The 23,321-nt window shown below is 68.1% G+C and carries 18 protein-coding genes; 12 read left to right on the top strand and 6 right to left on the bottom strand.

Features of this window, described 5'->3' with window-relative positions; translation table 11 throughout:
* The first annotated feature begins 21 nt into the window (after window positions 1-21).
* On the top strand, window positions 22-417 hold the full coding sequence (locus tag ACWDU1_RS04525; RefSeq protein WP_449995876.1) for a RidA family protein: 396 nt from the start codon (window positions 22-24) through the stop codon (window positions 415-417).
* 84 nt (window positions 418-501) lie between these two features.
* On the opposite strand, the gene ACWDU1_RS04520 is transcribed toward ACWDU1_RS04525, so the two are convergent.
* Genes ACWDU1_RS04520 through ACWDU1_RS04500 form a run of 5 tightly spaced genes read right to left on the bottom strand, consistent with a single transcriptional unit; the run spans window position 502 to window position 6,822 of the window.
* The gene (locus ACWDU1_RS04520) at window positions 502-1,218 is read right to left on the bottom strand and encodes a hypothetical protein (RefSeq protein WP_449995875.1); all 717 of its coding nucleotides are present in this window, start codon (window positions 1,216-1,218) and stop codon (window positions 502-504) included.
* Window positions 1,215-2,891 carry an ABC transporter family substrate-binding protein gene (locus ACWDU1_RS04515; protein ID WP_449995874.1) on the bottom strand — a complete coding sequence of 559 codons (1,677 nt, stop codon included), beginning with the start codon at window positions 2,889-2,891 and terminating at the stop codon, window positions 1,215-1,217. Before ACWDU1_RS04515 ends, ACWDU1_RS04520 begins: the two co-directional genes overlap by 4 nt.
* Before the next feature lie 43 nt (window positions 2,892-2,934).
* Window positions 2,935-4,800 (bottom strand): ABC transporter ATP-binding protein, encoded by a 1,866-nt coding sequence (locus ACWDU1_RS04510; RefSeq protein ID WP_449995892.1) that lies wholly within the window; start codon window positions 4,798-4,800, stop codon window positions 2,935-2,937.
* 17 nt (window positions 4,801-4,817) lie between these two features.
* Entirely contained in the window at window positions 4,818-5,786 is a 969-nt protein-coding gene (locus ACWDU1_RS04505; RefSeq protein ID WP_449995891.1) for an ABC transporter permease, read from the bottom strand.
* A 58-nt stretch (window positions 5,787-5,844) separates the two neighbouring features.
* Entirely contained in the window at window positions 5,845-6,822 is a 978-nt protein-coding gene (locus ACWDU1_RS04500; protein WP_449995873.1) for an ABC transporter permease, read from the bottom strand.
* 125 nt (window positions 6,823-6,947) lie between these two features.
* On the opposite strand from ACWDU1_RS04500, the gene ACWDU1_RS04495 reads away from it, so the two are divergent.
* Window positions 6,948-7,826 (top strand): HAD family hydrolase, encoded by an 879-nt coding sequence (locus ACWDU1_RS04495; RefSeq protein WP_449995872.1) that lies wholly within the window; start codon window positions 6,948-6,950, stop codon window positions 7,824-7,826.
* A 105-nt stretch (window positions 7,827-7,931) separates the two neighbouring features.
* On the opposite strand, the gene ACWDU1_RS04490 is transcribed toward ACWDU1_RS04495, so the two are convergent.
* Window positions 7,932-10,190 (bottom strand): N-acetylmuramoyl-L-alanine amidase, encoded by a 2,259-nt coding sequence (locus tag ACWDU1_RS04490; RefSeq protein WP_449995871.1) that lies wholly within the window; start codon window positions 10,188-10,190, stop codon window positions 7,932-7,934.
* A gap of 408 nt (window positions 10,191-10,598) precedes the next feature.
* On the opposite strand from ACWDU1_RS04490, the gene ACWDU1_RS04485 reads away from it, so the two are divergent.
* The 10 genes from ACWDU1_RS04485 to ACWDU1_RS04440 all read left to right on the top strand — a co-directional run bounded on the left by ACWDU1_RS04485 (window position 10,599) and on the right by ACWDU1_RS04440 (window position 23,159).
* Window positions 10,599-12,053 (top strand): SpoIID/LytB domain-containing protein, encoded by a 1,455-nt coding sequence (locus tag ACWDU1_RS04485; protein WP_449995870.1) that lies wholly within the window; start codon window positions 10,599-10,601, stop codon window positions 12,051-12,053.
* 153 nt (window positions 12,054-12,206) lie between these two features.
* Window positions 12,207-12,980 carry a TipAS antibiotic-recognition domain-containing protein gene (locus tag ACWDU1_RS04480; protein WP_449995869.1) on the top strand — a complete coding sequence of 258 codons (774 nt, stop codon included), beginning with the start codon at window positions 12,207-12,209 and terminating at the stop codon, window positions 12,978-12,980.
* Between the two features lie 129 nt (window positions 12,981-13,109).
* On the top strand, window positions 13,110-13,799 hold the full coding sequence (locus ACWDU1_RS04475) for a hypothetical protein (protein WP_449995868.1): 690 nt from the start codon (window positions 13,110-13,112) through the stop codon (window positions 13,797-13,799).
* Between the two features lie 161 nt (window positions 13,800-13,960).
* Window positions 13,961-15,190: a UDP-galactopyranose mutase gene (gene glf, locus ACWDU1_RS04470; protein ID WP_449995867.1), complete on the top strand. Its 1,230-nt coding sequence runs from the start codon at window positions 13,961-13,963 to the stop codon at window positions 15,188-15,190.
* Entirely contained in the window at window positions 15,187-17,121 is a 1,935-nt protein-coding gene (locus tag ACWDU1_RS04465; protein ID WP_449995866.1) for a glycosyltransferase, read from the top strand. The genes glf and ACWDU1_RS04465 overlap by 4 nt, the downstream gene beginning before the upstream one ends.
* A 5-nt stretch (window positions 17,122-17,126) precedes the next feature.
* The gene (locus ACWDU1_RS04460; RefSeq protein WP_449995890.1) at window positions 17,127-17,681 is read left to right on the top strand and encodes a phosphatase PAP2 family protein; all 555 of its coding nucleotides are present in this window, start codon (window positions 17,127-17,129) and stop codon (window positions 17,679-17,681) included.
* A gap of 16 nt (window positions 17,682-17,697) precedes the next feature.
* Window positions 17,698-18,624 (top strand): decaprenyl-phosphate phosphoribosyltransferase, encoded by a 927-nt coding sequence (locus ACWDU1_RS04455; RefSeq protein ID WP_449995889.1) that lies wholly within the window; start codon window positions 17,698-17,700, stop codon window positions 18,622-18,624.
* Entirely contained in the window at window positions 18,602-20,572 is a 1,971-nt protein-coding gene (zomB, locus tag ACWDU1_RS04450; protein ID WP_449995865.1) for a flagellar motor control protein ZomB, read from the top strand. Before ACWDU1_RS04455 ends, zomB begins: the two co-directional genes overlap by 23 nt.
* Window positions 20,573-20,737: 165 nt before the next feature.
* A complete protein-coding gene (locus ACWDU1_RS04445) occupies window positions 20,738-21,826 on the top strand; it encodes an alpha/beta hydrolase (RefSeq protein ID WP_449995864.1) in 1,089 nt (362 codons plus the stop codon).
* 283 nt (window positions 21,827-22,109) lie between these two features.
* Window positions 22,110-23,159, top strand: coding sequence for an alpha/beta hydrolase (locus tag ACWDU1_RS04440; RefSeq protein WP_449995863.1), 1,050 nt, complete (start codon window positions 22,110-22,112; stop codon window positions 23,157-23,159).
* Window positions 23,160-23,321: the final 162 nt, after the last annotated feature.

The following is a 23,321-nucleotide window of genomic DNA, read 5'->3' as shown; positions in this document are numbered from 1 at the left end:
TCGAATGGAGTGGATGTGGCGATGCAACGAACGGCAGTGAACCCGGTGGCCTGGTCGGTGGGGATGGGGTTCAACCAGGGCGAGATGGTATCCGGCCATACGCGGACCCTGTTCATCTCGGGCCAGACCGCGATGAACGACGACGGTGAGCCACAGTACGACGGCGATATGGCGGCCCAGCTGGGGATGAGTGTGGACAATCTGGCGGCGGTGCTCGGCGCCGCCGGGATGTCGCCGGCGGATCTGGTCCGGCTCAACGTCTATACGACCGACGTCGATCTGCTCTTCGCGCACTACGGGGTGCTGGCGTCATGGCTCGGCGCGGCCGGGGTGGCGCCCACCACCACGATGCTGGGTGTGACGCGATTGGCGATCCCGGGCCAGCTGGTCGAACTCGAGGGCACCGCCGTCGGGTGAGTGGACTCGGCGCGGCTCGTGCCGATCGAACGGTACGAGCCGCGAGCGGCGCACCGCGGGTACTCGATCGTGGAAGCCGGTCGGTCAGCTCGGATCCGAACCCCTGATCGCGGACAGCCAGATTCCGGTGGCGGCCGCGACCACCGCGGAACCGGCGAACGCGCCGATTCCACCACCCATCACATACACCCACAGCAGCCCGACGAACGGTGCGGCGACCGCGGTTTGGGCGTCCAGCAGCAGTCTGCGGCCGATCCGGGCAACCGCGGCGCCGCGGGCGGCGATATCGCGACCGGCCCGGGTGGGGTTGTCCACCAGCCGCCCCGGGGGTTCGGTATCACGTTCCCGGCCTGCCGGCAGCAGCCGGAGACCGGTATCGGCACTTTCGGCGGCCCGGGCCTCCTCTCCGGCCGTTTCCGTTCCGCCCTCCCGGACCACGATCCGCCGGTCGCCGAGATAGGCCGTGCCCCCGGTGAACCCGACCAGCTCGGGCGTGAAATACACCGGGATCCAGTAGCTCCGGCGCTGCTCACGGATCTCCAGCCACGACCGGCTGAGCAGCTGATACTCCTGTCTGACCCGGCGCACCGGAACCGGTCCCGGCCGGGCGGGACCGTAGCGCAGCGACCCGGCCGCCACCGCGAACCGGTACCCGCTGTAGCCCACGATCCCCGCGCCCACCACGACCAGTGCGCTGAGCTGGTCCGGATCGGCGAACGGCGCCCACGCGGTGAGTACCGCGAGGGCGCCGATCGTCACTGCCAGGGGATAGGCCAGGGCGCGGCCCATCCCGGAACTCACTTCAGGAAACCGATTTTCGTGTAGTCCAGCGAGGCCAGCCCGGCGGCGCCGTAGTTGGCGAGGTTCTCCCGGACGCCGACATTGCCGGGCGACTGCAGCAGCGGGATCGAGTGGCCCTCGGCCCAGACCGCCTGGTCGACCTGGTTGGCCAGGTCGATGGCCTTCTGCGGATCCAGTTCGGACAAGGTCTCCTCGATGAGCTGATTCAGCTCGGGGGAGCCGATCCGGCCGTAGTTGCCCTGCAGGTCGTCGGGGTAGAGGCCCCAGATCTGCGGGATACTGCTGAGCGGGAACGCGTCACCCTGCCAGCTCCACTGCGCCACATCGAAATCGCCGGGCTGGATCACATCGGTGAAGAATCCCGGGCCGGGTTTGGTCTCGATATTCAGCTTGACCCCGATCTTGCCGAGGTTCTGCTGGATGATCTGCGCGATCTTCACCCAGGACTGATCGTTGTACATCACATCGCGGATCTCGAGCCGGCGGCCGTCCTTCTCCCGCACATCCCCGTTGAGCTTCCAGCCCAGGGCATCCAGTTCGCGGGCGGCGGCGTCGGGATCGAAGGGCAGGCTGTTGTCCTGATAGCCCTCCTGGCCTTCGACGAAGATGTGATTGTTCAGCGGTTTCGGATCCTGTACCAGGCCGTTCTGGATCGCTTTCGCGATCCCGGCCCGGTCGATCGCCTTGATGATCGCGACCCGCACCCCGGGATCCTCCAGCAGCGAACCGGGGGCACCGTTGAAGGTCAGATGGTTCCAATAGACACTGGGTGCGCGGCGGATCACCACGCCGGGAGTGTTACGCGCGGTCTGCATATCGTCGCGGGAACCCAGGCCGACCGCGTCGACCTCGTTGTTTGCCAGCGCGGGCACCATGGCCTCGGAGGCCATCTCACTGAAGGTGATGGTGTCCAGTTTGGGGGTGTCGCCCCACCACTTCGGGTTGCGGCCCAGTACGACCCGGCCCTGCGCGCGGTCGGTCGCCTGCACGATGAACGGCCCGGCCGTCTTCCCGGCCTGGTTGCGCCAGCCCTCGTTGAAGGCTTCGGGGGTGGCGGTGGCCTCCTTGGGCAGCAGCATGGAGTTTCCGGCGAACTGGCCGGCCCAGTCGGCGAAATGCTTGTTGAAGGTGATGATCGCCTGGCGATCGTCGACGCCGCGTTCCACCTTCTCGACCCGGTCGAAGCCCGTGGTGTTGCCCACCAGGAACCGTTTGTCCCGGCCGCTGAGCGCATTGGCCTGCGAGGAGATGTCCTCCCAGGTGATCGGCGAACCGTCGGACCAGACGGCCTTCGGGTTGATGGTGTAGGTCACCTGCTGGGGTTCGGTGCTGGTGAGTTCCACACTGGTGAAATAGTTCGTATCCACCGAGGTCCGCCCGGCGGCGTCGGTGACGAACGAGCGCGGCAGGGTGGGCCGGATGACGCCCGCCGAACCGCCGTCGCTGTCGAGTTGCAGCGGATTCCACTGTTCGGGGAACGACGACATCACCAGCCGCAGATTGCCGCCGTCGCGCAATTCGCTCACATCGCGCGGGTTGATGTCGTTGACCGTGCCCACCTGCGCGACCGCGCCCTCGGGAGCCCCGCTGTCGTTCGCGCCGCAGCCGGCCGCGAGCAGGGCCACGGCGCACAGCGGCACCGCGAGCTTCCTCCCCACCGATCGAATCCTCATGGCCGATACTTCCTTCCTGCCGGTCGATCCCCGAACATCTCGGTCAACCCTCTACCACGGGTACGGGCACCGCATCGATCAGCGCGCGCGTGTATTCGTGTGCCGGATCGCCGAAGATCTGCTCCGCCGGGCCGGATTCGACGATCTTGCCGCGGTACATGACGGCGATATCGTGCGCCAGGTTGCGTACCACCGACAGATCGTGGGAGACGAACAGATACGACAGGCCGCGCTCGGCCTGCAATTCGCGCAGCAGGTTCAGCACACCCGCCTGGATCGAGACATCCAGTGACGAAACGGGTTCGTCCAGCACCAGCAGTTCCGGGTCCAGTGCCAGGGCACGCGCGACGCAGATGCGCTGTTTCTGCCCACCGGAGAAATCGGCCGGATACCGGTCGGCGTGCTCCGGGCGCAGCCCCACCAGCCGCAGCAATTCGGGAACCCGCGTATCGATCTCGGACTTCGGGCGGCCGGCGATCCGCAGCGGCTGGGCGATCACATCGGAGACCGGGAGCCGGGGATCCAGGGACGCGGTGGGGTCCTGGAAGACGATCTGAAGTTTGCGGCGCAGGTCACGGCGCTCGGCGCGGGTGAGCGTGGCCGTATCGCGGCCCATCACCTCGATGGTTCCGGCCTGCGGTCTCGCCAGGTCCAGGATCTGGGTGAGGGTGGTCGATTTACCGGAACCGGATTCGCCGACCAGGGCGAGCGTACGGCCCGCCCGGATCTCGAAACTGATCCCGTCGACCGCGCGCACTTCACCCTTGTTGCGCCGGAACAGGATTCCGGAGGTGATCGGGAAGGTCTTCACCAGATCGGTCACCTTCAGAACCGTGCGTGATTCGGTGTCCGGGGCGGGTTCGGGTTCGCCGATATCGCGCCGGTAGGCATCGAAGAGCGCCTCGGGGCCCACCTCGCCGGTGCGGATGCACGCCGCGCTGTGCCCCGGGACCGCCTCGGTGAGCGGCGGTTCCGCGGCCCGGCAGTCCTCGATCGCCACCGGGCAGCGCGGCGCGAACGAACACCCCGGCGGCAGCGCGTGCATGGCCGGGGGAGCGCCGACGATCGGGATCAACGGCGCCCGGGCGGGGCCGTCCATCCGGGGGATCGACCCGAGCAGGCCCACGGTGTATGGCATCCGGGGATTGCGGAAGATATTCGCGGTGCTCGCGGTCTCCACCACCCGGCCCGCGTACATCACCGCGACCCGGTCGGCGATGGTGGCCGCGATACCCATGTCGTGAGTGATCATGATGACGCCCGCGCCGGTGATATCGCGCGCCTTGCGCAGCAGGTTCAGGATCTGCTTCTGCACGGTGACGTCGAGCGCGGTGGTGGGTTCGTCGCAGATGATGAGCGCCGGATCGTTGGCGATCGCCATGGCGATCACCACCCGCTGGCGCATCCCGCCGGAGAACTCGTGCGGAAACGCCTTGGCCCGCAGTTCCGGATCGGGGATACCGACCAGGTCGAGCAGTTCCACCGCCCGCTCGGCCGCCTCCGATTTACTCATCGCGCCGTGCGCGAGCAGCGCCTCCGCGATCTGCTCGCCGACCCGGTACACCGGTGTGAGCGCCGAGAGCGGGTCCTGGAACACCATGCTCACCGAGCTGCCGCGCAGTTGCGACAACTCCCTGTCGCCGAGGCCGAGCAGTTCCCGGCCGCGCAACCGGATCGACCCGGTGACCCGCGCCTGGTCGGGCAGCAGGCCCATGACCGCCAGCGAGGACACCGATTTGCCCGAACCGGATTCGCCGACGATCGCCAGCACCTCACCGTCGGCGACCGTGTAGTCCACGCCGCGGACGGCCTCCACGCGGCCCTCTTCGCTCGGAAAGGAAACCCGCAGATCGGACACCTCGAGCAGGGGTGCGCCGCGGTGGCCGCCGGCGGTGCCGGTCTTGTCCATGATCGTCGTCTCCCCGGTCATGCCCGCACCTGCTGCTTCTGCGCGTCCTGTGCCCGTTGCGCGCGGCGGGCCTTACGGGACGGCCGGGAGCGCGCCCGCTGCGCGCTCGGGTCGAACGCATCGCGCAGGCCGTCGCCGACCAGGTTGGCGCAGAGCACGGTGATGATCAGCAGCCCGCCCGCGAACAGGAACATCCACGGGTAGGTCATGGCGGAGCTGGTGCCGTTGGCGATCAGCGTCCCCAGCGACACATCCGGGGGCTGGACGCCGAAACCGAGGAAGCTCAGCCCGGTTTCGGCCATGATCGAGGCGCCGATGGTCAGCGTGGTGTCGATGATCAGGATCGAGGCGATATTCGGCACGATATGGGTCAGGATGATCTTGTAGGTCGGCGCGCCCATATAGCGCGCGGCCCGGACGAATTCGCGCTCGCGCAGGCTCATGGTGAGCCCGCGCACGATCCGCGCGCTGATCATCCAGCCGAAGACGCTGAGCAGCACGATCAGCAGCAGAATCGAACCGCTGCCCTTGGTACGCGGCGCGAACAGCGCCACGATGATGAAACTCGGGACCACCAGCAGCAGATCGACCAGCCACATGATCGCGCGGTCGGTCCACCCGCCCAGCAGCCCCGCCACCGCACCCGCGAGCGCGGCCAGCGTGGTCGACGCGAGAGCCACGCAGATGCCGATGATCAGGGATTTCTGCAGGCCGCGCAGGGTCTGGGCGAGAACGTCCTGTCCGATCTCGTTGGTACCGAACGGATGTTGCGGGCTGGGCGGCTGCAGTAACGCCGTGTAATCGAGTTCCTGATAGTCGTAGGGCAGCAGCGGCGGTAGCGCGAAAGCGGCCACGAACAGCAGGAGCAGTATCGCCGCGCCGACCAGGGCGGGCCGGTTGCGCAGGAAGCGGCGCAACACCAGCTTCCGCCGTCCGGTGGCGGCCGGTTCCGGCGCGCCCTGGACCAGGATCTCGGTTTCGTTGATACTCACGCTGCGCCCCTGGTGGATTCGCGGGGATATCGGTGGTCGCGCCGGGTCGTCGTCATGAGACCCGCACCCGTGGGTCGAGGACCGCGTACACGACATCGGAGAGCAGGCCCGATACCAGCACCACCAGACCCGCGAACGCCGTTACCGTGGCGACCACGTAGATGTCCTGCGCGTTGATGGAATCCACCAGCCATTCGCCCACGCCGTGCCAGCCGAAGATCTTCTCGGTGAAGGTGGCGCCGGTGATCAATCCGCCCAGGCTGTAGGCGAACAGCGTGGCCATCGGGATGAGCGCGGTCCGCAGACCGTGCTTGTACAGGGCGCGGTTGCGGGTGAGGCCTTTGGCCCGGGCCGTCCGGATGAAATCGCTCTGCAGTACATCGAGCATGGCATTGCGCTGGTAGCGGCTGTATCCGGCCATTCCGCCCAGTGCCAGGGTGAGCGTCGGCAGCACCAGATGCTGGACCCGGTCGAGGAGCTGGGGGCCGAAACCCTCGATATGGCCGGCGGAGGTTTCGCCGGTGTAGAGGAAGATCTGCTGTCCCGTCGCCGAGTTGATCTCCAGTGCACCGTATTTCAGCAGCGTGGCCAGCAGGAACACCGGAGTGGACAGGATGAGCAGGGAGACGATGGTGGTGAAGTAGTCGCTGAATCTGTATTGGCGGATCGCGCCCGCCGCGCCGATCAGCACCCCGAGCACCGTGCCGATCACCGAACCGACGATCAGCAGCCGCAGGCTCACCGCCACCCGGCGGCCCAGTTCCTCGCTGACCGGTTGCCCGCTGAGGGTTTCGCCGAAATCGCCGTGCGCCACCCCTTTCATCCAGGTCAGGTAGCGCTGCGGAATCGGCTCGTCCAGGTGCAGTTCCTCGGCCTTGGCGTCGATCACCGACTGGGGTGGCCGGGGATTGCGCTGTTCCAGGCTGTCCAGCGGCCGGAAGGTCAGCGACGCGAGGCTGAAGGTGAGAAAGGACGCCAAGAGCAGCAGCACGACGTAGTTGAGCGCGCGTCGTAGCAGAAAGCCGGCCATCGTTCCCCTCGCGATCAGGTGTAGCCCCCGATCATAGGGAGCAACCCCGCCACATGCGCGATGGACGGCACGCTGCGTGTTCGCGATACCGGGCGCCTTCGGGCGGCCCCGGCCGACACAGCAGAATGGAGCAGGTGACCGCAGCGCTGCAGACCCGACCGAAGCTGGTGGCCTCCGATGTGGACGGCACCCTGATCGACCCGTACGAGCGGGTCACGGCGCGGACGAAAGCCGTGGTCGAGGCGCTGGTCGCCGACGGTGTGCCGTTCGTCCTGGCCACCGGACGCCCACCGCGCTGGATCGCGCCGGTGGTCGCGGGGCTGGGTTTCGCGCCGCTGTGCGTCTGCGGGAACGGGGCGGTGCTCTACGACGCCGACGCCGACCGGGTGCTGGCCACCACCGCCCTCGACGTGCCGACGCTGGCCTGGCTCGCCGACCTCGCGGAGAAGGTGCTGCCGGGCTGCGGGCTCGCGGCGGAGCGGGTCGGCGCCACGGCGCACGATGCCGCCACTCCGCAATTCGTCAGCTCTCCGACCTACGAACACGCGTGGCTGAACCCGGACGACACCGCGGTCGCGCGGGACGAGGTCATCGACAGCCCGGCGATCAAGATGCTCATCCGGTTACCCGGTGCGAGCAGCGGCGATATGGCGGCCACGCTGGCCGGGCATATCGGCGACCGGGCGGATATCACCTACTCGACCGACCACGGCCTCGTCGAGATCTCCGCCCCCGGGGTCACCAAGGCGCGTGGCCTGCGCACCATCGGCGACCGGCTGGGGATCGCCGCCGGGGATATGGTCGCCTTCGGCGATATGCCCAACGACATACCGATGCTGCGCATGGTGGGGCTGGGGGTGGCGATGGGTCACGCCCACCCGGACGCGCTCGCGGCCGCGGACGAGGTGACCGGCACCAATTCCGAGGACGGGGTGGCGCAGGTGCTGGAGCGGTGGTGGGGGGCCGGGATCGTGATCCGGGGCCGCGGGTCTCGGCGCGCCTGACGCGGTGCCTCGTGATCGGCGCGGTGACACGCTGCGCCGATCGTGGCCGGACAGCACTGTGCCGAACCACCGCGGCGGTTCGGCACAGGTCGGAAGCGAGCGGACTCAGGCAGCGGGTGCCGGCAGCGAAGGGGCCGGTGCCGGGGCCCCGGGGTCCGGTTCGGCGCCGGGCGGGGGGACCGGGATATCGATGGGGGCAGGATTCTGTCCCGGTACTAGAGCGGGGGCCGCCGGCTGTGGGGCGGGAGCCACCTCCGGAGCCCCGGCCTGCGGGGATATCGCCGATGGATCTCCCGAGGTCGAGATCTGTGGATTCGTCTGCGGGTCCACGGCCGCCGGCCCGGGCTCGGCGGCCGGCGCGGGACCGGGCGTATCGACCGGAGCCGGGCCCGGAGCCGCGCCCTGCGGGCCGGGCGCGGTATGCGGTACGGGCGCCTGCCCCTGGGCGCCGGGTTGCCCGGGCGCGGCCAGGGGAGCCGGGTTCACCGCCTGGGGCGGGGGCGCCGGGCCGGTGTTCCCGTTCTGCACCTGGTCCTGATGGTTGTCGTTGTAGGTCTTCCACAGCGTGCTCACCACATCGGTGACCTGGTTCAGGATCAGGGAGCCGTGCTGGAAATCGGTGCGCATTCCCTCGGGAACCTCGTAGGGGTTGCTCAGCGGCAGGCCGAGCGCGCCCGCGTCGGCGCCCATTTCCAGGAAGCGATCCAGGATCTTGCCCACCACCTCGTAGGCCTGGCCGTCCGGGGCGGTGTACACGTTCCCGTTGACGAATTCCGCGTACTGCTGGCCCTGTGCGGCGGGCCGGGGCTCGGACGCGGCCTGGCCGAGCGGGCCGTCGGGGCCGCCCTTGGAGACCCAGTACTTGGCGATGAGATTGTCGCCCACCATGTTCAGCAGCCGCGAGGTGAGATCGGCCAGCGCGGCGAGATCGGACCTGCTGGCCTGGCTGCGCGGTGCGCCGCCGGTGCCCCCGGCCTCGCCGGCCGCGATCGTGCGGATGCGGTCCATCTGCGAATAAGCGGCGTCGCCGGGGCAGCTGGTGTTGCCGACATCGCGATGAGCGAAGACCACCGGCAGTTTCACCTCCGCGCCCTGCGGATACGGGGTGAACTCGGTGCCCTCGGAGTACATCGTGGTGGTGCCCTTGGGGTCGAGCCCCGCGGTGCGCGCCCGCCAGCCGATGAATTTGCCGACCGCCTCGATGGACTCGTCGGTGGGCTGTTCGGCCTGGTAGTCGCCCATGATCGCGACGCCGGAGGTGTTCTCGTTGAATCCGCCCGCGTGGGCGCCCTGGACGGTCCGGTTCAGGCCGCCGTAGCGGCCTTCGAATATCTGCCCGTACTTGTCGACCAGGGCGTTGTAGCCCATATCGCACCACCCCAGCGTCTGCGAGTGGTAGGCGTAGATCGCGCGGACGATCCCGGCCGATTCCGCCTTGCTGTAGTCGTTGCGGCCCGCGGTGTGGTGCACGGTGATCCCGCCGAGCCCGTCGTCGTAGGTGGGTTCCTGGCAGCGGATGGATTCGTCGGCGCCCCACTGATTGCGGGCGATCACCCGGGGCCCGCCGTCGGGCAGGGCGGCGGCGATGTTGTCGAGGTGGTCGTCGACCGCCCCGCGTCCGGGGTCGATGAGGACGGCGGTGAGATCGGGCGGCGGCTGCGGTGCGCCCGCGGCGGCGGGGGTGCGCAGGCCGCCCGGGGCCGGGGACTGCTGCGGTTTACGGGTGACCAGTACCTGCACGGCGGTGGTGTTGCCGACATAGATCGGATCGGTGCCCGCGGGGCTGCCGTTCGGCACACCGTCGGCGCCGTCGATCGGGCTGGCCTCGTACCACTGGCCCCAGCCGCCGTCGGGCTGTTTGGCGCGGATCATCACGGTGGTGTCGGCGAGTTCGGGGGCGGTCAGCGCGACCATGCTGAACGGCTGTTCGCGTGTCAGCTCCTTGACCTGCGCACCGACGGCGTTCATGAATTCCGGCGGGATGATGCCCGGGGTGAGCGCGGGGGTGTCGGCGGCCGGGGTGGCGCCGGGCGCCTCGGTGACGAAACCGAGGCCGGGCGCGCGGCCGGGCAGCTGCCGCCCGGGTACCGGCTCGTTCGGGGTGGCACCGGGCATACCCAGCGATTGCAGGTCCGAGAGGCGCAGGTCGGGCAGGTCGAGACCACTGAGTTCACCGAGCGGCAGCACGATATCGGGGGCGCTCTTCAGCGCCAGCTCGCTGAGCCGGGGTGGGACGGCGGTGAGTTCCACCTGGTCGGCGGACTTGTCGCGTCCGCTGACGGTGGGTACCAGGATCGGGCCCGCCACCGCAACTAACGCGACAACCGGCAGGACAACGGAACGCTTCGGTTTGCGGTGGGGCACGAGCGTCTCCAATCAGGGTTGAAACCGGTGATCGGTGAGCAAGTCATGCTTGCGTACTCGAGTCTCACGGACCACACTAGCCACATCCGTCACAAATCTAAACCTGTGGTTGAGGCTTACCTGGTCGCTCGAATGTAGCTCCCGGATCGTGGCCGGTCGAAACGACATGCCGACGTCGTGCCGAGGCAAAACGTCCGGGCAAACGATGGGAGTGCGTGGATGCCGTACCGAAAACACACAGCTCGGCCGAAAGTGCCGCCGAGACTGGGGAATCCGCTGGTAGTACCCGGTTTGCCGCAGTCGATGCGAGGTCGCAGGATTCGGCCCGGCCCACTTCTGGCCTGTGGCGCCACCGCGTTGGTCATCGGCGGATCGTTGCTCACGCCCACCGCCGGCGAGGTATACCGGATGATTGCCGAGGCGGGTCCGGGGCACGGCCGCGGGCTAAGCCAGCACGGTGCGTTGCAGAGTGCGCGGGACGGCCGCAATGTCGACCAGATCCTGGCCCACTACTACCCCGGCGCGGAGGTGGGCACCATCGGCCCCGCGTCGGTATCGGTCCGGCTGCAGGGCCGAGACGGGCAGGAACCGGTCGTCTTCTCCGACGCCGGCGTCCGGGTCGCCGGGCAGCTGGTGGGTGCGGGCGAAGCGGTCCGGCTGATCCCACAGCCCGACGGCAGCGCGCAGGCGGTGGTGACCGCCGGCTGCGACGGCGCGGTGCTCTGGGAGGCCCCGGTACAGGACCCCTGGGTGTACCCGGTCGACCCGAATCCCGGGCGCCCCGCGAACGAGCATCTGACCCTGTGCGGCGGCGGCGCCTACCGCGGTTCGCTGGGTGCGGCCCTCGAGGACGGCCAGGCCCGCACGGTGAACCGGGTCGAGGTGCAGGATTACCTGCTCGGCGTGGTCCCGGCGGAGATGCCGCCCGATTGGGAGCCCGCCGCGCTGGCGGCGCAGGCGATCGCGGCGCGCTCCTACGCCCTGGCCGAGAGCCGCTGGCCCTATGCCCAGACCTGCGATACCACCGACTGCCAGGTCTACACCGGAACCGAGCAGGAGGATCCGCGCACCACCGCCGCCGTGGAGTCGACGGCCGGCCGAGTCCTGCTGCGCGACGGCCGGATCCTGCGCGCGGAGTATTCCGCTGCCCCGGACGGTGGTAGTCCGGCCGATATCCAGACCTTCGCGGTCGGCCCGACACCAGATGAGCTCACCGTGGTGACCCCGCCGCCCGCCACCGCACCCGGGTATCCCGATCGCGCGGCGAGCGTGCCGGAGGGCGCCACACCGGGGATGCCCGGCGGGCCGGCGCCCCGCACACCGGAAGGGTCGCTGCCGGTATCGCCGGATGGCGCGCTGCCCGGTGTCGCGCCCGGTACGACTCCCTCGCCGATCGACACCGCCTACGCGGAGATGGGCGGTGCCCGCAGTGCGGTGGGTCTGCCGGTCACCCCCGAACTGCCGCTACCCGACGATGCCGGTCGCTACCGGCTGTTCGAGAACGGCGTCATCATCTACACCCCGGCTCTCGGCGCGCAGGTGGTCGATTTCACCACCCTGATGCAGCTGGTACCGGGCGTGGAACAGGGTTCCGGCAGCGCCGAGCCGCAGGCGACCGATCCGGGTACCGAACCGCAGGCGACCGATCCCGGGACGGAATCGGGCAGTTCGGGTCTCGGGGCCGGTGACGCCGCGCCCGCCGGGACCGCCCCGGCCCGGGTGCCCGCGGGTCGCGCCGAACCCGGCGGCCCGCCCGCGCCCGCTACTCCGGGCGTGCTCGACGGCGACCGGCCGGCGACCGTTCCCGGGACGCCGCCCATCCGGGTGGATATGGAGACGACCCAGGTCTTCTCCGGGTCATAGCGCCCGGACGTCCTCGCGCCGCGGCGGATCGGAGGCCGCGGCGCGAGCGGTCGCGCAGGACACCGACGGTCCGCTGTCGCCCGGGCTTGACCTTTACGTAGCGTCAACTCGCACCCTGATGACATCGACGCGATACGGAAGAGGTGAGCGGGCGTGGCGGCGGGATCCCGCACGGGCGAATGGTCGATCCAGGACCTGGCGAAAGCTGCCGGGACCACCAGCCGCACCCTGCGCCACTACGGCGAGATGGGACTGCTGCCGCCGAGCCGGATCGGGATCAACGGATACCGCTACTACGACGAGACCTCGCTGGTACGCCTGCAGCGCATCCTGCTGCTACGCGAACTCGGCGTGGGGCTTCCGGTGATCGGGCGGATCCTGTCCGGGGAGAGCGACGCGGCCACCGCGTTGCGCGCGCAACTGGAACTGCTGCGGGAGGAGCGGGACCGGATCGGGCGCCGTATCGAGTCGGTACACACCACATTGGTCAAGTTGGAAAGGGGTGAACGACTCGTGGCGGCAGAAGTCTTCGAGGAATTCGACCATACGCGGTACCGGGACGAGGTCACCGAACGGTGGGGCGCCGAAGCCTACCGGAGCGGCGACCGGTGGTGGCGTTCGCTGAGTACAGCGGAGAAACGCGCGTTCCAGCAGGCTCAGCTCGATATCGCGAGCGATTTCGGGCGTGCGCACCGTGCGGGCCTGCCACCCGGCGATCCGGAGGTTCAGGCGATCACCGCCCGGCACTACGAATGGGTGACCGGCGGGTGGCAGGGTCGCCGGCCGGATGCGCACTATTTCGCCGGTCTCGGTGAAATGTATGTGGCCGACGAGCGTTTCGGTGCGAATTACGACGCCCACGGTCAGGGAACGGCGGCGTTCGTCCGGGACGCGATGCGGATCTACGCCGATAACAATCTCGAATAGGCGGTCGCGGTGACGCCTGCGTCCGCCCCCGAATCCGGGTGCGGACGTGGGTGTTTCACATCAGGTGGGACCAGCGTTCGTCATCGGGTCGCGGTACAGTGCCCGAAACTGTGACGAGGGGGAGGTCCCATGAGTTATCCGTATGGTCAGCCGCCACAGCAGCCGGGATATCCGGCGCCGTATCCGGCTCCCGCCCAGCACCCGCCGGGGTATGCCGCACCCGCCTACCCGGCGCCGGGTCCGGCCTATCCGGGGCCGGGGTATCCGGCACCCATGGGATATCAGGCCGCGCCCGGCGGCGGCACCGGGATCACCGCCGGAATTCTGGCTCTGCTGGGCGGGGTCGCCAGCGCGCTCAGCGCGATCGGGATGTTCATTCTCGCGGCCGCGACCTCCGATAGCTCGCTGACCAGCGGCGCGGCCCTGGCCACCGGTGCCCGCCGGCGCAGTTCGAGCTCCAGTTCCAGCAGCGGCGGACCCGATATCGATCTCGACTTCGATCTCGGGGGTATCGGTGTGGTGCTGGGGATCGCCTACAGCGTGCTGGCTCTGCTGCTCCTGATCGGCGGCATCCTGCTGCTGCGCCGCAGCAATACCGGGCGCGTTCTGGTCATCGTCGGCTGTGTCGCGTCGATCGTGCTGACGGTCGCGGTGCTGGCCTCCGCGTCGACCGGCGGATTCAACGTTTTCTCCGCGCCGGTCTTCGCGGTGATCACCCTGGTCCTGGCCGCTATCGCCCCCACCAAGCGGTGGATCGATGCGGCGCGGATGCCGGCCGTGGCCGGTGGCTACGGCGCCGCGCCGTACGGCTACCGCTGATCCGGGCGGTTCACTCCGGACACCCCTTCCCCGCCGGGGCCGGTACCCACCGGTCCCGGCGGAGGTGTTCCCGGGCGCCGCGCGCGCCGCCCACCAGGGGTTACCCGCGGGTGGTCGATCCCGACTGGCGCCGGGAATCGCTTCCGATACGCTGGGCTCCCGTGACCGCCGCATCGTCTCCGGGTAACTCAGATAACACCGCACAGTTCGACTTGATCATCGTCGGCTCCGGCTTCTTCGGGCTGACCATCGCCGAGCGCAGCGCGAACCTACTGGGCAAGAGAGTTCTCGTGCTGGACCGCCGTCCGCATATCGGCGGCAACGCCTATTCCGAACCCGAACCGGAAACCGGTATCGAGATCCACAAATATGGCGCGCATCTGTTCCACACCTCGAACAAGCGGGTATGGGACTACGTCACGCAGTTCACCGAGTTCACCGGTTATCAGCACCGCGTATTCGCCCTGCACAAAGGCCAGGCATATCAGTTCCCGATGGGTCTGGGCCTGGTCTCGCAATTCTTCGGCCGCTATTTCACGCCCGAGGAAGCGCGCGCCCTGATCGCCGAACAGGCGTCCGAGATCGAAACCGCCGACGCGCAGAACCTCGAGGAAAAGGCCATCTCGCTGATCGGCCGCCCGCTCTACGAGGCGTTCTTCCGCAACTACACGGCCAAGCAGTGGCAGACCGACCCCAAGGAACTGCCCGCCGGCAATATCACCCGCCTGCCGGTGCGCTACACCTTCGACAACCGCTACTTCAACGACACCTACGAGGGCCTGCCCAAAGAGGGGTATACGAAGTGGCTGGAGAACATGGCCGCGAGTGAGCTGATCGAGGTCCGGGTGGATACCGACTGGTTCGACGTCCGCGACGAACTGCGCGCACAGAACCCGGACGCCCCGGTCGTCTACACCGGCCCGCTGGACCGCTATTTCGAGTATTCCGAGGGTGAGCTGGGCTGGCGCACCATCGACTTCGAAACCGAGGTCCTGCCCATCGGTGATTTCCAGGGCACCTCGGTGATGAACTACAACGACGCCGATCCGGCCTACACCCGGATCATCGAGCCGCGGCATTTCCATCCCGAGCGCGACTACCCGACGGATAAAACGGTCATCATGCGCGAGTACTCGCGTTTCGCCCAGACCGGCGACGAACCGTACTATCCGATCAACACCCCCGAGGACCGAGCCAAACTGACCGCGTATCGCGCGCTGGCCAAACAGGAGACCGCCGGGTCCAAGGTTCTGTTCGGCGGCCGTCTCGGTACCTACCAGTATCTGGACATGCATATGGCCATCGCGAGCGCGCTGAACATGTTCGACAATGTGCTGCGCCCGCATCTGGAAACGGGTGCGCCGCTGGCCGAGGAGAACAACGACGTATGACCTCTGCATCATTGGCGCACAGTGCGTCCGCCACCCGAGCCAAATCGCTGCTGCAGCGGGTGATCCTGCCCCGGCCGGGTGAGCCGCTCGATGTGCGCACCCTCTATCTGGAGGAATCGGATACCAACGCGCGCCGCGCGCATGCCACCACCCGGACCTCGCTCTCGGTGGGTGCGGAGTCCGAGGTGTCGTTCTGCACCTACTTCAACGCGCTGCCGGCCAGCTACTGGCGGCGCTGGAGCAGCCTCGACTCCGTGGTGCTGCGGCTGGAACTGGCCGGGCACGGCCGGGTCGACCTGTACCGCTCCAAGGCCGACGGGTCGCGGATCCACGTCCAGGGCCGCGAGTTCGCCGTGGCCTCCGGTTCCGAGACGGTGTTCGTCGAGATGGAAGCCGATTTCGGCCCGTTCGAGGACGGCGGCTGGCTCTGGTTCGACATCACCACCGATACCGCGGTGACGCTGGTGGCCGGTGGCTGGTACGCACCGGTCGAGGCGCCGGGCGAGGGCCGGATCGCGGTCGGGATGCCGACCTTCAACCGCCCCACCGACGCGGTCACCACGCTGAAGGCGCTCGGCGCCGATCCGCTGGTGCTGGCGCAGATCGACGCGGTGATCATCCCCGATCAGGGCACCCGCAAGGTCGTGGACGAACCCGGGTTCGACGAGGCCGCCGCGGTGCTCGGCGACCGGCTCGCCATCCACGACCAGCCCAACCTCGGCGGTTCCGGCGGCTACAGCCGGGTGATGTACGAGGCGCTGAAAACCACCAGTGCCGAGTTCATCGTCTACATGGACGACGATATCGAGATCGAACCCGATTCGATCCTGCGCGCCCTGGCCTTCGCCCGGTTCGCGAAATCCCCGGTGCTGGTGGGTGGGCAGATGCTCAACCTGCAGGAACGTTCGCATCTGCATGTGATGGGCGAGGTCGTCGACCGCAATATCTTCATGTGGTCGGCGGCGCCCAACGTCGAATACGACCACGATTTCGCCAAGTACCCGCTGCTCGACCGGGACAACTCGAAACTGCTGCACCGGCGGATCGACACCGATTTCAACGGCTGGTGGACGTGTGTGATCCCCCGGCAGGTCGCCGAGGAGCTGGGCCAGCCGCTGCCGCTGTTCCTGAAATGGGACGACGTCGAATACGGTCTGCGCGCCCGCGAGGCGGGCTATCCGACGGTCACCCTGCCCGGCGCCGCGGTCTGGCATATGGCGTGGAGCGACAAGGACGACGCCATCGACTGGCAGGCGTACTTCCATCTGCGCAACCGCCTGGTGGTCGCCGCGCTGCACCAGCCGGGCAACGGCCGGGCCATGGTCGCCAACACCGTCAAGGCCACGCTCAAGCATCTGCTCTGCCTGGAGTACTCCACGGTCGCCATCCAGAACCTCGCGATCAAGGACTTCCTGGCGGGCCCGCAGCGGCTGTTCGAACTGCTGCCGAGCGCGCTGGGCGCCGTCCACGAGCTGCGTAAACAGTATCCGGACGCGGTGATCCTGCCGTCTTCCACCGAACTGCCGCTGGCCAGCGGTATCGGGGTCGGCGCGGTCGGTGAGCCGGGCAACCCGCTGGCCAAGATCGTCCGGCTCGGCAAGGGCCTGCTGCACAACCTGCGTCCCGCCCACACCGAACACCACGACCGGCCGCAGCTCAACGTCCCCACGCTGGACGCGCGCTGGTTCCTGCTCTCGCAGGTCGACGGCGTCACCGTCACCACCGCGGACGGCCGCGGGGTGGTGTACCGCAAACGCGATCCGCGGCAGGCCTACGGACTGCTGCGTGAGGCGCTGCGGCTGCGTAAGGAACTCGCCGACCGGCTGCCCGAAATGCGGCGGCAGTACCGCGCGGCGCATGCCGAACTCACCGGCACCGCCGCGTGGGAGAAGGTCTTCGGTATCGACAGCGACGGGGAGAACCGCCGGTGAACGCGATGAATCCGAGTCTGCGGGACTCCGGGGCGGCGCGTAGCGGCGGTCCCGAGGTCGCGATCATCGAAGCCGTCCAGGGTGCTATCGCGACGCCCGCGGTGGTCTCCGCGGCGCGCGGCATGTCGCATTTCGGTGAGCACGCGCTGGGCTGGATGGCGATCGCCGCCGTCGGCGCCCTGACCGACAAGCCCCGGCGCCGGCAGTGGGCCGGGGTCGCGGTCGGCGCGGTGGGGGCCCACGCGGCCTCCATCGTCATCAAGCGCATCGTGCGGCGACCCCGCCCGCACGACCCGTCGGTGCAGGTCAACGTTTCGACGCCGAGCAAACTGAGCTTCCCGTCCTCGCACGCGACCTCCACAACCGCGGCGGCGGTGCTGCTCGGAAAATTGACCGGGCTACCCTTGCCTGCGGTGCTCGTACCGCCGATGTTGCTGTCCAGGGTCGTTCTCGGGGTCCACTACCCCTCCGATGTGCTCGCGGGTTCCGCACTCGGCGCCGCGTCCGCCGCTGCCCTGCTCGCCGCCGAAAAGAGACTCGACAGTGACCGCACAAGATGAAAAGGCGCTGCCCCTGATGAGTGAAGAGCCGACCGGCGCGGATCTGGCCGACGCCGAGAGGAAGGGGCCACCCAAGTCGCTGGCGTCGGGCCTGATCAAGGCGGTCCGGCCGCGACAGTGGGTGAAGAACGTCCTGGTGCTGGCCGCGCCCATGGCCGCCGGTTCGGTGATCGAACTGGATGTGCTCGGCAACGTGGCCATCGCGTTCGTGGTGTTCTGCATGGCGGCCTCGGGCATCTACCTGGTCAACGACGCCATGGATGTCGAAGCGGACCGGGCGCATCCCACCAAGCGGTACCGTCCGATCGCGGCGGGTGTGGTCCCGGTGAATCTGGCCTTCTTGCTCGCGGCGGTGCTGCTGCTGGGCGCGATCGGGTTGTCGTTCCTGGCGGCCTGGCAGCTGGCGGTGACCATCGGGGTTTACATCGGTGTACAGCTGGCCTACTGCTTCGGGCTCAAGCACCAGGCGGTCCTGGACATCTCCATCGTGTCCTCGGGCTTCCTGCTGCGCGCCATCGCCGGTGGTGTGGCCGCCGGCATCCCGCTGTCCCAGTGGTTCCTGCTGATCATGGCGTTCGGGTCGCTGTTCATGGCCGCCGGAAAGCGCTACGCCGAGCTACAACTGGCGTTGGCCACCGGAGCCAAGATTCGCAAATCGCTGGAGTACTACACCCCGACCTATCTACGATTCGCCTGGAGCCTCGCCGCCACCGCGGTTGTGGTCTTCTACGGACTGTGGGCCTTCGAACAGGGCGCCGCCAAGGACACCGAATGGTTCGTCATCTCGATGATCCCGTTCACCATCGCGATTCTGCGCTACGCGGTGGATGTCGACGGCGGTAAAGCCGGTGAACCGGAAGAGATCGCTCTCGGAGACCGCGTCCTGCAGTTGCTCGCCATAGCGTGGATCGGAGCGGTAGGTGTCGCTGTCTATCTCTTCTGACGAGATTGCAGTAGCGGAAAAACAACACGTCGACGAGCCGGCTGCCGCAGAGCAGTCGCGCTCGTCGCCGCGTTCCGCGCGGATCTCGCGTGGAGTCTTCGCCGGTGGAATCGTGGTCACCGTCGCCCTGTTCGCCTTCGGCGGCTGGCAGCGGCGCTGGATCGCCGACGACGGCCTCATCGTGCTCCGCACGGTACGCAACCTACTGGCCGGCAACGGCCCGGTGTTCAATCCCGGCGAACGGGTGGAAACCAACACCAGTACGGCGTGGACCTATGTCGTCTGGTTCTTCAGCTGGGTGACCCAGGCCCGGCTGGAATACGTCGTGCTCGCGATCGCGCTGACGCTATCGCTGCTGGCGTTGCTGTTCGCCATGCTGGGCACCGGCAAACTCTGGGGTCCGGCGTCGTCCTCGCTGTTGATCCCGGCCGGCGCGCTCGCCTATATCTCGGTTCCGCCGGCTCGCGACTACGTAACCTCCGGCCTGGAGAACTGCCTGGTCATCTGCTGGATCGCGCTGCTGTGGCTGCTGCTGATCCGCTGGGCCAAAACGGTGCGGCCCGGTGTCGCGGGCGTTCTCGTGCTCGCCTTCCTGGCCGGCTTGGCGCCGCTCATCCGGCCCGAGATGGCCGTGGTCGGCGGTCTGGCACTGCTGCTGATCTTCTTCGCCCCGATGCCCGAATCCCGGCTGCGCCCCTGGCTGCTGCGGATGCTGCTGGTGGCGGTGGCCGGTGCCGTGCCGCTGGGCTATCAGGTCTGGCGGATGGGCTACTACGGGCTGCCGTACCCGAACACCGCGGTGGCCAAGGACGCCGGCGGCGCCAAATGGGGGCAGGGCCTGACCTACCTCTGGGATCTGGCCGGACCGTACTACCTGTATGTACCGCTGGTCGTCCTGCTGGTGGCCGGGGTGGCGGTGGCGCGCACGTACCGCACCCGGCCGTTCGCCGATTCGGATGACGAGCACGAGGACCGCCCCGTCGCCGGCCGTGTCCGCCGGTTGCGCGTCCGGTTGCATTCACCCGCGGCCGTGGTGACGCTGGTGCTCACCGCCGCGGTGATCCTCACCGTGTACGCGCTGCGAGTGGGCGGCGACTTCATGCACGGCCGGATGCTGCTGCCGCAGCTGTTCCTGTTCCTGCTGCCGGTGGCGGTGATTCCGCTGCGGCTGCCGGCGGCCGGCCTGCGGTCGCTGCCGCGCCGCGAGCTTCCCGCGTTCGCGATCGTGGTGGTCGCGCTGGCCGCGACCCTGGCCTGGGCACTGCTGGCCTCGGGCACCACCGCGATCAAGACCGGAACCACGATCAACAAGTCCGGCATCGTGGACGAACGGATCTACTACGTTCTCAACACCGGCCACGATCACCCGATTCGCGCCGAGGACTACCTCGACTACGCCCGGATGCGGCCGATGGTGGAGGGGATCGAGAACACCCCGGACGGTGGGTTGCTGCTCAACTCGCCCTCGTTCATGTTCTGGTACATCGCGCCGCCGCCCATGCCCATCCCGCCGGAGGGCGCCGGGCATACCGTCTACTTCCTCAATCTCGGTATGACCAGCATGAACGTTCCGCTGGAGGTGCGGGTCATCGATCCGATGGGGCTGGCCTTCCCGCTGGCCGCGCATACCGAGCGGCTCACCGACGGGCGGATCGGGCACGACAAGAGCCTGTATCCGGACTGGGTGATCGTGGAAACCGGCATGGTGGACCGCAAACCGTGGCTGCCCTGGTACATGGACGAGGACTGGGTCGCGCAGGCGCATGTCGCGATGTCGTGCCCGGAAACCCAGGCGTTGATGCTCTCCTACAAGGGCCCGTTGACTTTCGACCGGTTCAAGCACAACCTGCGGCACGCTCTCGAATTCGCCTCATATCGGATCGATCGTGTGCCGAAGTATGAGATTCAGCGCTGCGGCCTGGTAGATCCCATAACCGCGCCGCGCTGATCTGCGCTTTTCCGGGAGCTTCCCGGCAGCGGGAAGGCATCGTGCGGTTCCCGGTGGGCGGGCGCTCCCGGCTCGGGTTAAGGTGCTGGCGTCCGGGCCCGGCGTATCCGGTGCCGGACGTCGACCGCGCGGCCGCAGCTGCCGCACGACGGAGGGCGGGAACCAATGCGAGGTGTGAACGGCCGCGGTACCACGACCGGACATCCGGGCGGGCGTCTGCGCGGCTGGCTGAAACGAACGGCACTGCTATCGCTGGCGTTCGTACTACCCCTGGGCTTTTCGGTGGCCGGGCCGGGAGCGCCGGCGTCCGCGCGTTTCGACCCCAGCGGATTCGACTTCTGGGTCGATTCCGAGATGGGACCGATCAAATCGCGGATCTTCCGCGCCGCGGACGGCAATACCGCCCGGGTGGTGTACGCCCTGGACGGTATGCGCGCCCGCAACGATCTGAGCGGCTGGGAGATCGATACCGATGTCGCCGCGGAGCTGACCAAATGGAATATCAACGTGGTCATGCCGGTCGGCGGCCGTTCGAGTTTCTACGCGGACTGGAACGCGCCGAGTAATTTCTTCGGGCTCGGGAGTTCCGGTAGCGCGGGGGAACTCACCGGATCGGCGGGGGATTCGGGTTCCGGTCTGGCCTCCGGCTCGGCCGCCGGGCCGGGGTTGTCGACCACCTACAAATGGGAGACCTTCCTGTCCCGGGACCTGCGCTGGGCACTGCGCGACCGGCTCGGGTTCAACCCCAACGGCAACGGCGTCTTCGGCCTGTCGATGGGCGGCAGCGCCGCGCTCACCCTGGCCGCCTACCACCCCGATCAGTTCCGCTACGCGGCTTCCTATTCCGGGTACCTGAATGTCTCCGCGCCCGGTATGCGTGAGGCGTTGCGGGTGGCCATGCTCGACGCCGGCGGTTTCAATATCGATGCGATGGCGCCGCCGTGGAGCCCGCAATGGCTGCGGATGGATCCGTTCGTCTTCGCCCCGATGTTGCGCAACAACAACACCCGGTTGTGGATCTCCGCCGGTAGCGGTCTGCCCGCGGCCGCCGACGGCCTGGACTTCAACACGGTCAACGCCATGGGCCTCGAGGCGCTGGCCCTGGCCAACACCCGGGCCTTCCAGGTACGGATGGGCGCGCTGGGCGCCCGCAACGTCACCTACGATTTCCCGGCGGTCGGGGTGCACAACTGGCGGTACTGGTCCACCGAGGTGTACCGGATGATCCCGGATCTCTCGGCCAATATCGGCTGAGCCGGACGGGGCCGCGAGCGCGGCCGTACGTGTTGCGAGAACGTTGCCGTGCCCCTGGAATCAGGGGCACGGCAACGCGTCTATATATGCGCCTGCCGATTTGGTGTGACCTACACCACTTCACGGCAACGAGGGCGTACATTTGGTCGATTGATATACCAGGAGCACGCGTCAGGTAACGGCCCGCGCTTCGGCGGAGCGCCGAGGTCTATGGATCCGATATGGGGCCGGTAACGTAGCTCGTGATTTGCTGTCCGGCTGTCCAGGCGAAAGGTCTAGTCGAATGCGAAGTGCGCGTAGGCCCGGATCGGCGCGGCCCCATCGGTGGGCGCGGCGATGGGTGATGGGGATGGCCGTGGCACTGCTGGCGCCCCTCGCGGTGGGGTTGACAAATTCCGCGCCGGAGGTCCGGGCGGCACCGAACCCGGCCGGCTTCGATTTCTGGGTCAACTCTCCCGAGATGGGCCCGATCCGGTCCCGGGTCTTCCGCGCCAAGGACGGCAACACCGCGCGCGTGGTGTACGCGCTGGACGGTATGCGCGCCCCGGAGACGCACAGCGGCTGGGAGATGGATACCAACGTCGCCAACGCGCTGACCGACTGGAATATCAATGTCGTCATGCCGATCGGCGGTATGTCCAGCTTCTACGCGGACTGGAACGCGCCGAGTTCGTTCTTCGGCGCGCCCCCGACCGGGTCGTCCTCCGGTTCGGGCGCCCTCAACGTGATATCGGAAGGGCCGGGCAAGAGCTACCGCTACGCCTGGGAGACCTTCATCAACCAGCACCTGCGCTGGGCACTGCGCGACCGGCTCGGCTTCAACCCGAACCGCAACGGCGTCTTCGGGCTGTCGATGGGTGGCAGCGGCGCGCTCACCCTGGCCGCCTACCACCCCGACCAGTTCAGTTTCGCGGGTTCCTACTCCGGCTATCTGAATGTCTCCGCGCCCGGTATGCGGGAGGCCATCCGGGTGGGCATGATCGACGCCGGCGGTTACAACGTCGATTCGATGGCGCCACCGTGGAGCCCGCAGTGGCTGCGGATGGACCCCTTCGTATTCGCTCCGCTGTTGCGCGACCACAACACGAGGCTGTGGATCTCGGCCGGTAGCGCGCTGCCCGGTCCGGGCGACGGATTCAACGGCAACACCGTGAACGGGATGGCGCTCGAAGCGCTGGCGCTGGTCAATACCCGGTCCTTCCAGGTACGGATGATGACTCTGGGCGCGAACAATGTCGTGTACTCGTTCCCCGCGACCGGTATTCACTCCTGGACGTATTGGGAGGCCGAAGTGCTGCGGATGCTCCCGGATTTGTCTGCGAATATCGGATAACGGCAGTTGTGCCGGTCTCCGCGTGGGAGACCGGCACAACGACAGCAGTGTGCCCGCCCCGGGGTCGCTTCCCCGCGGCGGGGGCCCCCCAGGCTAAAAGACACCGAGGTAACGCGCTCACTACAAGCCAGATCTCGTTATTCGTCTTTTGGTTTTTAATGT

The sequence above is a fragment of the Nocardia sp. NPDC003345 genome (genome assembly GCF_053589395.1).
The sequence above is the reverse complement of the archived record's forward strand: the minus strand, read 5'-3'. Positions and strand labels throughout refer to the sequence as shown.